Origin of the sequence: Paenibacillus sp. KS1 (assembly GCF_001680695.1) — a bacterium.
GTDB classification, from domain to species: Bacteria; Bacillota; Bacilli; order Paenibacillales; family Paenibacillaceae; genus Paenibacillus_B; species Paenibacillus_B suaedae.
Genome location: NZ_MAIS01000035.1, coordinates 50,510 through 62,147 on the forward strand (window position 1 = coordinate 50,510; position 11,638 = coordinate 62,147).

At 46.8% G+C, this 11,638-nt stretch carries 14 protein-coding genes and 1 riboswitch; of the genes, 2 read left to right on the top strand and 12 right to left on the bottom strand.

What is annotated here, in order from left to right; genetic code table 11:
- Positions 1-40: 40 nt before the first annotated feature.
- Positions 41-244, bottom strand: a riboswitch (cyclic di-AMP (ydaO/yuaA leader).
- Between the two features lie 193 nt (positions 245-437).
- The gene (locus BBG47_RS13730; protein ID WP_028532548.1) at positions 438-1,205 is read right to left on the bottom strand and encodes a TatD family hydrolase; all 768 of its coding nucleotides are present in this window, start codon (positions 1,203-1,205) and stop codon (positions 438-440) included.
- Between the two features lie 36 nt (positions 1,206-1,241).
- Complete coding sequence (locus BBG47_RS13735; protein ID WP_065292163.1) at positions 1,242-2,525, bottom strand: HD domain-containing protein; 1,284 nt, start codon at positions 2,523-2,525, stop codon at positions 1,242-1,244.
- Positions 2,526-2,832: 307 nt separating this feature from the next.
- Here BBG47_RS13735 and BBG47_RS13740 point away from each other — a divergent pair, with 307 nt between their 5' ends.
- Positions 2,833-3,087, top strand: a complete 255-nt coding sequence (locus BBG47_RS13740) for an AbrB/MazE/SpoVT family DNA-binding domain-containing protein (RefSeq protein ID WP_005545514.1) — start codon at positions 2,833-2,835, stop codon at positions 3,085-3,087.
- Positions 3,088-3,263: 176 nt separating this feature from the next.
- On the opposite strand, the gene rsmI is transcribed toward BBG47_RS13740, so the two are convergent.
- From rsmI to BBG47_RS13790, 10 genes are all read right to left on the bottom strand, one after another.
- A complete protein-coding gene (gene rsmI, locus BBG47_RS13745) occupies positions 3,264-4,157 on the bottom strand; it encodes a 16S rRNA (cytidine(1402)-2'-O)-methyltransferase (RefSeq protein WP_065292164.1) in 894 nt (297 codons plus the stop codon).
- Between the two features lies 1 nt (position 4,158).
- Positions 4,159-4,932, bottom strand: a complete 774-nt coding sequence (locus BBG47_RS13750; RefSeq protein WP_065292165.1) for a tRNA1(Val) (adenine(37)-N6)-methyltransferase — start codon at positions 4,930-4,932, stop codon at positions 4,159-4,161.
- A gap of 164 nt (positions 4,933-5,096) precedes the next feature.
- Entirely contained in the window at positions 5,097-5,480 is a 384-nt protein-coding gene (gene yabA / locus BBG47_RS13755) for a DNA replication initiation control protein YabA (RefSeq protein ID WP_021255898.1), read from the bottom strand.
- A gap of 33 nt (positions 5,481-5,513) precedes the next feature.
- On the bottom strand, positions 5,514-6,314 hold the full coding sequence (locus BBG47_RS13760) for a PSP1 domain-containing protein (RefSeq protein WP_021255897.1): 801 nt from the start codon (positions 6,312-6,314) through the stop codon (positions 5,514-5,516).
- Positions 6,315-7,295 carry a DNA polymerase III subunit delta' gene (gene holB / locus BBG47_RS13765; protein WP_065292166.1) on the bottom strand — a complete coding sequence of 327 codons (981 nt, stop codon included), beginning with the start codon at positions 7,293-7,295 and terminating at the stop codon, positions 6,315-6,317.
- A 96-nt stretch (positions 7,296-7,391) separates the two neighbouring features.
- Positions 7,392-7,835 (bottom strand): YaaR family protein, encoded by a 444-nt coding sequence (locus tag BBG47_RS13770; protein ID WP_021255895.1) that lies wholly within the window; start codon positions 7,833-7,835, stop codon positions 7,392-7,394.
- Between the two features lie 99 nt (positions 7,836-7,934).
- Positions 7,935-8,264, bottom strand: coding sequence for a cyclic-di-AMP receptor (locus BBG47_RS13775; protein ID WP_021255894.1), 330 nt, complete (start codon positions 8,262-8,264; stop codon positions 7,935-7,937).
- 57 nt (positions 8,265-8,321) lie between these two features.
- Complete coding sequence (gene tmk / locus BBG47_RS13780) at positions 8,322-8,996, bottom strand: dTMP kinase (protein WP_065292167.1); 675 nt, start codon at positions 8,994-8,996, stop codon at positions 8,322-8,324.
- A 2-nt stretch (positions 8,997-8,998) separates the two neighbouring features.
- Positions 8,999-10,612, bottom strand: coding sequence for an aminotransferase class I/II-fold pyridoxal phosphate-dependent enzyme (locus BBG47_RS13785; RefSeq protein WP_065292168.1), 1,614 nt, complete (start codon positions 10,610-10,612; stop codon positions 8,999-9,001).
- Between the two features lie 133 nt (positions 10,613-10,745).
- Positions 10,746-10,928, bottom strand: a complete 183-nt coding sequence (locus tag BBG47_RS13790) for a sigma factor G inhibitor Gin (protein WP_021260716.1) — start codon at positions 10,926-10,928, stop codon at positions 10,746-10,748.
- 255 nt (positions 10,929-11,183) lie between these two features.
- Between BBG47_RS13790 and BBG47_RS13795 the strand changes: the two genes are divergently transcribed.
- A partial coding sequence (locus tag BBG47_RS13795; protein ID WP_065292169.1) for a hypothetical protein occupies positions 11,184-11,638 on the top strand: 455 nt, incomplete at its 3' end.

The following is an 11,638-nucleotide window of genomic DNA, read 5'->3' on the forward strand; positions in this document are numbered from 1 at the left end:
GTAATAGAAACCCAAACGTCAACAGTGTATAGGACGCGAGGAACCCTCTCTCGGTACGCTGACGAGGTTAGCTGTCGGGTTCGGGCTTGAGAGTCGCCCTATCGGAACCAACCGGCTCATGGCTCGGTCGTCCCTAATTCACCCCAAGGAATTAATCCGTGTGAATGAACATGTACTCATGTCATGTCGTTCACACTCTGGTTCCCCCGCTCTCCACTTCATGGAGATTAAGCGATACTGAATTAGTTGGAACAATATTGAATTGTGTAATAACATCTGTGAGAAATCATATCGTGTTTGCAATCTTCTTGTAAAGACAGTAGCAATTCCGTTTTTCGCGAAAAATGGTTAAAAAAATGTAACTTAATCCGTTTTTCATAATGAAATCCACTTATTTTATGGCCGATGTCTTTTTTTCACTTGTTTTTGGCCCGTTTTCACGCGATGTCAAAACATGTCATTGCATTTTGGGTCGTCATTCTGCAAAATTCTTCAAATTCCATACCTTTCAGCTCTGCTGCAACCTCTGCAACAAGACGAACATATGCGGACTCATTGCGCTTGCCTCGGAACGGATGAGGAGTCAAATAGGGGGAATCCGTCTCCACAAGCAATCGATCATTCGGAACCTTAACAAGTACTTCTTTCGGCTGTTTTGCATTTTTGAAAGTAACAGGTCCTCCAAATGAAAGGTAGAAGCCCATATCCAGGCACATCTTCGCTGTTTCCCAGCTACCTGAGAAGGAGTGCATGATGCCCCCTACTTCGTGAGCCTTCTCCTCGCGCAAGATGCGGATTACATCTTCGTGCGCTTCACGATTATGAATAATGATCGGCATCTTCAATTCTCGCGCCAACCCAATTTGCTCGCGGAATACACGGTGCTGAACATCCTTCGGAGACGTATCCCAGTGATAGTCCAGTCCGATCTCGCCAATCGCCACAACCTTTTCATGCTCCGTTAGCTTGGCGATCCAGTCTATATCCTCCGGCTTCATCGTTATCGCATCTACCGGATGCCAGCCCACGGCTGCATAGATAAAATCATATTTCTCTGCCAGCGCCATCGTCGTCGGGATCGTCTCTCGATTGAACCCGATATTAACCATACGGGTCACCCCTTGTTCAACGGCCCGTGCGATAACCTGATCGCGATCCTCGTCAAAATTGCTGCTGTCTAAATGCGTATGTGTATCAAATAACACGTTTATGCGCTCCTTTTTCTTTCTTGTAAAGTCGATCTAATGATTGCGGCGTATAAACATACGCCTTGTATCTTCCGTAAGGTGATTCGAGACTTCCAGAAGCTTGTCCATTGGGAAATAGATATAGTGTTTTCCACGGCGAATGCCGCTAATGGAACGTACAATATCCGATTTCTTGGACAGCTCTACAATTTGCTGATCCCGCCCCCATAGCATAATATGTTGCTGTGAACGGGCATCTCCCTTTCGATATACATCATAGGGCTTGTCGAAGGGAGAATCGAACATAAGTTCATAGTTCGGATCAAGCCCAATCTGCGACCACTCTGCCCGCAATCGTTCCTGTAAATCTTCATCCATCTGTTCGACTTCAATATATTTATATAGTTTACGCTCCATGAATCGTTGGCACAAGTCAACGAGACGTCCATCCTTCTCCCTTGTCCACTGCATGAATGCGGTCTGCACAAATGCCTCATCCATTTGGACATATTGTTCCGTCGTAATCGTTCCTTCAAATAAAGCATCTAGAGGAGAGAGGAAATATTGAAAAGTATATCCACCCAAATATAATTCTTTGGCTCTTTTGAAAATTAGGCGCAGCAACATCTCCGAGCTTCGGGTTACAGGATGGAAGTAGACTTGCCAGTACATCTCATATCGAGCTAGCAAGTAATGCTCTACTGCGTGCATGCCGCTCTCTTTGACTACGATCCGATCCTTAAGCGGGCGCAGCACCCTTAGAATACGATCGATATCGAATGTACCGTAATTAACACCGGTAAAGTATGCATCCCGCAATAAATAGTCCATACGATCCGCATCAAGGGAGCCGGATACCAAATTCACGACAATCGGCCGCTCATATGTCTTGCGAATCACTGATGCCACCTTGGTTGGGAGCTGTGGATCTACTTGTCTCAGCACGCGATTGATATCGGTATCTTCTATTATAATGCGGTATGTCCAATCTTCATGAAACATATCGAAGGCCTCTTCAATGGAATGAGAGAATGGTCCATGGCCCACATCATGAAGCAGTGCAGCACATAAGGCGACCAGCCTCTCTTCTTGCGGCCAGTCCTCGTATTGGTTTCGTTCAAATTGGGAAATAATTCGCCGAGTAATCTCGTATACGCCCAGAGAATGAGAAAAGCGGCTATGCTCTGCCCCGTGGAATGTTAAATAGGAGGTTCCTAATTGACGAATGCGGCGGAGCCGCTGGAATTCCCTTGTGTTAATCAAATCCCAAATTGTTCGATCTTGAACATGCACATAATTGTGAACCGGATCCTTGAACACTTTTTCCTCTAATAACATTGAAAATCACTCCTTTCGATTCGAACCTTTTCGACATAGTCTGCCTTATTGTCGAAAAGATTTGGTTTATTCTTGTTTCTGTTTATTTTTGCATAAAAAATACCATACGAGTGTAAAAGTGTACGCTACGTCGTTAAAAACAGCTTAATATAAGCTAAAAAAAACCTAAAATCCATAAATTAGCACGCCAAGTATACATTTTTTAGGTTGACTAATTTGGGAATGGTTGGTACGATAAGAATCAGCCAAAAAGAATTTTGTCGAAATATGACATTTCATGCTAAAGCAAAGAGGAGAGCGTTGAACTATGATGAAGTCCACTGGTATCGTCCGTAAAGTAGATGAACTAGGTCGTGTCGTCATTCCGATCGAGCTTCGCCGCACCCTTGGTATCGGTGAAAAGGATGCGCTAGAAATTTACGTTGACGGAGAGCGCATCATGCTTAAGAAATATGAACCAGCATGCATCTTCTGCGGCAATGCAGAGAACGTTACATACTTTAAAGGAAAAATTGTTTGTCACGAATGTATATCAGAAATACCACAACCTGTGACAAAATAAAAAAAATAGGTTATAATAGCTCTAATCACATATGTTAATTCTAACCTTTTTATATCTTCCTTGATGCCTCCATGGTTTTGAACCCAACCATGGAGGTCTTTTTTTTGTTTTACAGCAAGGGTTTTCCCTCAATTGTCTGCATGTTTCTCTTATGATCCATTGTATCCATTCTTGTTCTATAACAATGCCTGATAGATATCCCGTCTGGATACACCACGATCCTTGGCTGCCAGTTTCATTGCATCCTTGCGTGATACTCCCTGTTCACGTTCATAATGCGCAACATGCTCTTCTTCCGTCAGTTCCTGCCACCATGCTTGTCCCGCATCTTGAGAAGCTCCATTCTCATCAGCTCCCTCGACGACGATACAACATTCTCCTAATGGAGGATGCTCGCTTACAAAGGCAATGCATTCACCAACCGTACCGCGGATGAAGTGTTCGTAACGCTTCGTCAGTTCGCGGGCAATCGTAATCCGGCGGCTGTCTCCGTATGCGGAAGCAAGCCGATCGAGCGTCTTCGCAATACGGTGCGGTGACTCATAGAATAACAGCGTTCCCGCTTCCATTCGGAGTGAGGCAAGCACCGCATCTGCATGCTTCTTCTCCCGCGGAAGAAAACCTACGAATGTGAAACGATTCGTTGGCAGCCCAGACGCAATTAAGGCAGATAAAGCCGCATTTGGTCCAGGAATCGGAATAACAGGAATGCCCGCTTCTACAGCCAGTTGAACAAGATCTGCACCCGGATCTGATATCGCGGGTAACCCGGCGTCGCTCACAAGGGCGATACGCTTGCCTTCTTCCATGATACGCACAAGTTCAGGTCCGCTTGCCTGCTTGTTATGCTCATGATAGCTGTACAGCGTCTTCCCTGTAATTTCGAAATGACTCAACAGCTTCCTTGTCTCACGTGTATCTTCCGCCGCAATAATATCAGCTTCCCGCAGTATGCGTACAGCCCGGAATGTCATATCTTCCAGATTTCCAATCGGCGTCCCTACAAGATATAATGCCCCTACATTTTCCTTGTTTTGTTGCTGGTAGCTATATTGTTCCGTCAATTGCATATTACCCATCCTTCAGCTGCGAGGCTTTCCCATAATAGATATCCATTAATTCCTCACGATATTCTTTTCCATCATTATATACGATAAGCGGCGGCAATAGCCGTACATCCGGCTTGCCGTCTCGCGCGGCCTCAATCAATACCATATTGGCCTCTACTTCCTCGCGTGGATGAACGAAGCGAATGCGCTTCGGCTCCAATCGATATGTCCGCATAAGCGCTATGATATCCGTCAATCGGCTAGGACGGTGAACCATGGCAAGCTTCCCGCCCGTTCGCAGCAGCTTAGCACTCGTGCGAATCACATCCTCCAGTGTGCAGGCGACCTCACTGCGAGCTAGTGCATAATGCTCGTTCTCTTTCACATCACCCGCCGTCAAAGGCATATAGGGAGGATTTACTGTAATCATTTCGTAAAAGGGACGCTCTGCATCTGGTGTAAATGCCTTCAAATCCCCTTCGATAATGCGTATTCGCTCTTCCAAGCCATTTAGCCGAACGCTGCGGCTGGCCATATCCGCAAGTCTTGGCTGTATTTCCAATCCATCGATTTGCGCATTAGTCCGTGTGGACAGCAGCAGTGGGATTACCCCATTGCCTGTACACAGATCCATAATCCAGCCACGCATTGGCACGGAAGCGAATCGAGCCAGCAGGACAGCATCCATGGAGAAGCTGAACACCTCTGAGCTCTGTATGATTCGTAATTGATGAGTGAGCAAATCGTCGAGCCTCTCAGATGGATGCAGCCCGATCACATCGTTTCTATTCTCCATAACGCCCCTGCCTTTATCATCTTCATTTAAGTACTACCTACACCTATATCTTTAACGTTTCATAAGGGACTTCCTCATCAGCTATGCTGTAAATTGCCCCTAATATGATGAAAAGCCGTAGGTGGGGAACCCTCTTATCGGTTCCCACTGACCTACGGCCGCGGTTATTTATTGAGGAAGGACAGACAGAACAAACAGTCACCTTCCGTCCGCAAATGTCCATAATACACGTTGCAAATGTGAAACCCTTCATGATACAGCCGCGCCAAATTATCATACCCTTCGCCAACCACGTTCTCTTTGGAATCTCCATTTGGATCAGGATTTACTGCGGGTGCCGAGTCTCCCTTCACCTCAGGTTCAACTTCCAAGTGCTCGTGATGCTCGTGGTGCAGTACTTTGCGCAGCTGCTGATTCTCCATCCACAAGCGTTGATTCTCTTCCAGCAGCTCTTTGACGACGAGTTTCAGCGCACCAAGCTCTTGATGAAGGTCTCCCATATGCGTTTCCAATTCATGAATCTGCGCAAAAATGTCTTTCTTCTCCAAGTTCCCACCCCAGAGCGTGAAAATGTCCGCTATTTATTTTACGACAACGTCGTCGAAAGCAAAATCTTTCACCTTGCCGATATCCGCTAATTGGACGTGCACTTTACGTTCACCGGCATTAATACCGACGACCTTGCCCTCTCCTATCGAGGTAACAACCCACTTGCCGACTGTAGGAAGCTCTTCTTTCACGCTTTCATAATTGTCATGCTCGTATTTCAGGCAGCACATCAAGCGACCGCACAAACCGGATATTTTCGTAGGATTCAGCGATAAGTTCTGGTCTTTTGCCATTTTAATAGATACCGGTTCAAAATCACCTAACCATGAGGAACAGCATAACACGCGCCCGCAAGGCCCAATGCCGCCAAGCATCTTCGCCTCGTCCCGTACACCAATCTGCCGGAGCTCAATCCGTGTCCGGAATACGCTGGCCAAGTCTTTCACCAGCTCGCGGAAGTCCACGCGTCCTTCTGCCGTAAAGTAAAAGATGATTTTGTTCCGATCAAACGTATATTCAACATCTACAAGTTTCATCTTCAATTGATGCGCCTTAATCTTGTCCATACAAGTTGCGAACGCATCCTTCGCAGCTTGCCGGTTCGCATCCACCAATGTAGCGTCCGCTTCATTAGCGATGCGAATGACTTTCTTCAAGGGAAGCACCACATCGTTCTCACCGACGGTCTTCGGACCAATCACGACTTTGCCGTACTCAATGCCGCGCGCCGTTTCGACGATCACATGCTGGTCCCTCTGGACCGGCCATTCGACCGGGTCGAAATAGTATATTTTGCCCGCTCTCTTAAAACGGACGCCGACTACATTATACAATCAAGTACCTCCTTGGATTCCAACCAGAAACTGCTCGCAAGCAAGTTGCGGGCTTACATTGGCGCGCACCCGCTTCTGCGCCTCCGTCGCCGCATCCATGCACCGAATCCATCCTTCAGCCGACTTCGTCCAGGCCAGCTTGCTGATTGTATCAAGCTGATCGATAAAGACGAGACTCTCCTGCCGGTTGTATTGGTAATTCAACATATCTCGAAACCAGAGATGGAACAAACGGAACAACATGTCCGTATGTTCAGCAAGCTCGGTCTTAAACAACTTCTGCTGTGCGGTTAGAAGTGCGGAAGGAAGTCTTGCTTCGCACTCCTTTCCTAATTGTAACATTACGTTTCTCACTTCTGCAAACCAATTCTGTCCACATAGCTCACGCCCAGCTTCTAGGCCGTTTACAAGATAGACAGCTGCACGAGCTAATATAGCAGGACAACCCTCTGCTACTAACGTTTGACAGATAAGGTTCGGATCCTGCGGCGTAAATGGCACCATCTGTGAACGGGATTGAATGGTTGGCAGCATCGCTTGTCCATTCTCTGTAATCAGAATAGCCACTGCAGGACTTGTTGGCTCCTCCAAAAATTTAAGCAGGCTGTTGGCCGCTTGCACGGTCATCTTCTCCGCCTGCTCCATAATGTACACTTTCCGACCTGTAGCTTGGGTTCGATAGGAAAATTCGCGCTGAAGCTCGCGAATTTGATCGATCTTAATCGACTGCCCCTCTGGTGCAATAACATGCACATCAGGGTGGTTGCCGTGCTCAATTTTCCGACAAGAAAGACATTCACCACAAGCATCATCTGTCATGCGTTCACAGAATAACGCCTTGGTGAAGGTTAGCGCAGCAGCCATCCGACCCGTACCCTTCGGTCCACTGAATAAGTAAGCATGAGATACCTTGTCTGTGCGCAGACCATTTTGCAATATTTTCTTAGCTCGATCCTGTCCGAGAATTTGTTCAAACGACATGTTATGCGTATTCCTTCCATATATATAACCAGAATGCGATACGGAGCAAGAAGCTCTGCTCTAGTCACGGGATATGGGGAAATTGCCCTAGCTTGACTAGAAGCACAGGTTAATCAGCATCCCGCGAATTTCCCCTACTTTATGAAGCAGATCAATTTTACCTTGCTCCGTCTCCAGCAGATGATCCGCTAATTCAATGAGAGCACTGTCAATCTCATCGACAATCTGATATCGCTTGCTTCTGCCGCGTCGATCCCATCCACGCGTTTCCCGAATTTTCAGGTTCCGCCGTACTGTATCCTCCAAAAAACGCTTCACCATCATTCGGTACATGCGAAGCTCACGAATCGTCATGGACTTCGACAGTCGTTCCCCTTGCTGATAAATATCCTGCAGCCTCTGCTGCAGCTCATCATTGCTCGCTTGATCATGACGATTGTTCATCATGTCCGCAAAAGACTTGTGCTGGACAGGCTTAGTTACAGATTCCCCCATACGCACATCCGTGCCAAAGGGGCGAAATCCAGGGTTAATTTTCACTCCATATCACCTGCAATCGTTCGCTTCATAGTATGATTCGATTGAAATCCATCCATCTGCGGATTACTTCTATTATATCGTAATATTACGGACGAAATGTTAAAAATGCTCGAACCGCTCTACTGGGAGCACAAACACGGTCGCTCCCCCTACCTGTACTTCGACAGGTAGCGGCATATAAGAATCCGAAGTACCACTGAGCGGAGTCACTGGGGTGACAAGCTGATCTCTCACCTTACAGTTGCTGCGGATGACATTCAGGACGGTGCTCACTTGATCATCCTCCACACCTATCATGAACGTCGTATTGCCTGCACGCAAAAATCCACCCGTACTCGCCAGCTTGGTCGCTCTAAAATTCGCCTTTACTAATGCACCGGAAAGTCGATTGCTGTCTTTGTCTTGTACAATGGCCACAACCATCTTCATGCCTGGTCATCCTCCTTAAAATATAGTTCTTGGCATCCCTGTTTGGAATGATGTTACTTATTTATACATCCGACCTGCAAAATCCTGCGTTCGCTCACATAAAAAGTCGAACATTTGCCCACTTATTTGCGTTAGCGACTGTGTAGCATCCAATCTCACAATCCGTTCCGGCTGCTGCTTAGCAATTCGTTCGTACCCTTCGCGCACTGCTTCGTGGAATGTAAGCTTCTCTTTATCGAGTCGGTTCACTTCACGAGCCTGATTGGCAGCAATTCGATCCAATCCAGCCTGTGGATCAATATCTAACCAGAATGTAATATCCGGCATTGTATCGTGAATCGCGAATCGATTGATTTCCCATACATCTTCTATCCCGAGTCCTCGTGCGTAGCCTTGGTAGGCAAGCGAGCTGTCAACAAATCGGTCACATAAGACGATTGCTCCCTGCTCTAAGGCTGGAATAACAACTTCCACAAGATGCTGTCTGCGGGCAGCTGCGTAAAGCAATGCTTCTGTTCGAGCATCCATCTCCGTATGCTCAGGATCGAGGATAATGCTGCGAATCTTCTCGGCAATGCGGACTCCTCCTGGCTCCCGAGTGACTACGACATTCACTCCTTGCTGCCGCAGCTTATCCGTCAGCAGTTCAATCGCGGATGACTTGCCTGCTCCTTCTCCACCTTCCAGTGTAATGAACCACCCGGGACGTTCTGCTCGTTGCTGCTTACTCATATCTATTCCTCAATTCCCTTCTCTTCTTCAGTATCCACAATACGAATCGTTCGCAAGGATTCATCCTCTGCGTCATGGCACTTAGCTCCGGCATGTGCAAGCATGATCAGCTGTTGTGCTACATCCTCTGTAATAATCTCACCCGGATAAAGTAATGGAATGCCCGGCGGATAAGGAATCACCGACTCTGCTGCCTTGTGCCCAATTGCCTCCTGCACAAGTACTTGCTTCGTTCGTACAGGCTCTTGTTCATATATCGAGAAGGATACAGGCTCAGAGAACAATCGATGCCCGTCAGCCATCACAATCGGATGTGCAGACGCATCAGTAATCTCCATATAGGTACCCGCCTGTATCTTAGTATATGGAGTGTTGTTGTCCAACGTCACAGCAACCGCTTGCAATGCCCTAATTAATCGCTTCGCATCCTCTAATGTGCTGCCTAGACTGAATACGAGCACCGTATGACGCAAATCGGCCATCTCGGCAATACACCCATGCAGAGCAAGCTGATCTAACAGCTTATAACCGCTGCACAGTCTCTCCCTGCATCGAATCGTCACCTTGAAGGGATCAAGACTGCAATAGGCGGACTGTGAATGAGTGCTTTGTATCTCTATAACCTCAAATGCGTCCAGGTTAGCCAGCGCAGCTCGTACGAGCTGCACCGCCTTCAGACCCTCCTCAAACGCCTCTTGCCCGTTTCGCGCTATATAATAGCGGCTGATATCAAGCGATGCCATTAAAGGATAGGAAGGGCTAGAACTCTGCAGCATCGTAAGCAGTTTCTTCAGCCTTGTTCGATTAAGCATAGCTCCTTGAACGTGAAGCATCGCACTCATCGTCATGCCGCCAAGCATTTTATGTGTTGACTGTACAACACCGTCCGCACCTGCCTGCAGAGCGGATTCTGGAAATGCGGGATGGAGCCCATAATGTGCTCCGTGTGCCTCATCCACCAGCAGTGGGATATTATAACGATGAGTAATAGCCACAAGTTGACGGAGATCAATCCCCATTCCATAATAATTCGGATTCGTCACGAATACAGCCTTCGCTTCTGGGTATGCCTGAAGTGCCTGCTCTACCGCATCACTGGTCGGTGCAGTAGCAAGACCGCTTGCAGCATCCATCTGTGGTGTAAGGAATACAGCTCTTGCACCTGCCATCGTAAGCCCGTGTAATACAGACTTATGCACGTTGCGCTGTACGAGCACAATATCGTTCGGCTGAATACAGCAGCTCATAAGGAGTGCAATATTGCCAACCGTACTGCCCCCTACAAGAAAGTGAGTCTCTTCAGAACCGAACAACTTCGCAGCTAGCTGCTGTGCCTCTGCAATCGCTCCTGTCGGATGATGCAAATCATCTGTACCTTCTACTTCTGTCACATCAATCGATAACAGCTGTGACATCCTCTGAAGCAGCATACTCCATTCTCCCTGCTCAGATAAGGAAAGCCCCACTTGCTCATACCAATGTCCATCCTTATGACCTGGTACATGGAAAGATGCGTGCCGGTTTCTATTATATTGAAGTAAAGCTTCCACAAGTGGCGCCCGCAGTTGCTCTTGTACATCAAACGCCAAGTGAGAAGTCCCCTTACGTATATTCATCAAGGTTGCCCCTTTATTATTGCTTCATTTATTGTAACGTAAATTGTGCGCTTCTTCATCTGTTGTTCAATAAAAAGCAAAAAGAGCCCACTGAATCGGGCCCTAACGAGTAAGCAAATCGAGGGGAGCTATCTTACACATTCGTGTGCAGCCATAATCGCTTTAGCTTATGAATGAAGAATGAATATTTCAGATCCTGCACATCGGTCTTAACCATTTCTTGCTCACATGCTGTACAAATAAACTGATTGACGACCATTATGCCGTCATTCGTCGCTTCACCGCACACAATGCAGTGTGTATCCTGACGTTCCATGTCAATCCCACCTTTAGCGGTTATATGATAAGTATGCCCGTAACTCTATGGATATATACCAGTTTCATAGCCGGTTTCAAATGTTTTTATATATGTATGATGGATTGATGGTATTGGTGTTTGTACGGTTTGAACCCTTTTTCAACATTTTTGATCTTCATTAGATTCTTCTTCAATTTCTATCCCTTCTACATTTTCATAGAATAAATACCGATATATAAATTATTGTTCAACTTGAAAAGGAGGGTTCGCTCAATGTCAACCATACGCAATGAACAAATGGAGCGAACATTTTATCATTATCAGCTGCTGAAGAGAGTTCGTCTAGCGAAGCCTTTCATCATTGCCTTTTCCACGTTAGCTGCACTGTGTATCGCAGTCGCACTGTACCAACATAGCCTCCTTGGTATCGGCTATGTCGCTGCTTCTTGTGTGCTCATTGCATGGCTCCATTATGTAATAGGCCGATCCATCTTCATCGTAGATCGGTACACATATAAAGGGAGATGGGCTTGGCGGTGGCGTATGCCATGGATTGGTTACTTGCCACTCCCACAGCAATTCATCAGCCTAAGATATCTCACAAAAATTATGCTGCATACGACATCCATTACGTTTTTAGTCATTCTTATTTTATGCCCATGGCTTCCATTGGAGCTCACTTTGTTGAATGTGTTCTGGCATTTATGGCTGCTGTCTCCACGCTGGTA

Coding starts and splice junctions, on each gene's coding strand:
- BBG47_RS13735 (WP_065292163.1), bottom strand. CDS start 2,525: ATGTTATTAGAGGAAAAAGTGTTCAAGGATCCGGTTCACAATTATGTG.
- BBG47_RS13740 (WP_005545514.1), top strand. CDS start 2,833: ATGATGAAGTCCACTGGTATCGTCCGTAAAGTAGATGAACTAGGTCGT.
- rsmI (WP_065292164.1), bottom strand. CDS start 4,157: ATGCAATTGACGGAACAATATAGCTACCAGCAACAAAACAAGGAAAAT.
- BBG47_RS13750 (WP_065292165.1), bottom strand. CDS start 4,932: ATGGAGAATAGAAACGATGTGATCGGGCTGCATCCATCTGAGAGGCTC.
- holB (WP_065292166.1), bottom strand. CDS start 7,295: ATGTCGTTTGAACAAATTCTCGGACAGGATCGAGCTAAGAAAATATTG.
- BBG47_RS13775 (WP_021255894.1), bottom strand. CDS start 8,264: ATGAAGATGGTTGTGGCCATTGTACAAGACAAAGACAGCAATCGACTT.
- tmk (WP_065292167.1), bottom strand. CDS start 8,996: ATGAGTAAGCAGCAACGAGCAGAACGTCCCGGGTGGTTCATTACACTG.
- BBG47_RS13785 (WP_065292168.1), bottom strand. CDS start 10,612: ATGAATATACGTAAGGGGACTTCTCACTTGGCGTTTGATGTACAAGAG.
- BBG47_RS13790 (WP_021260716.1), bottom strand. CDS start 10,928: ATGGAACGTCAGGATACACACTGCATTGTGTGCGGTGAAGCGACGAAT.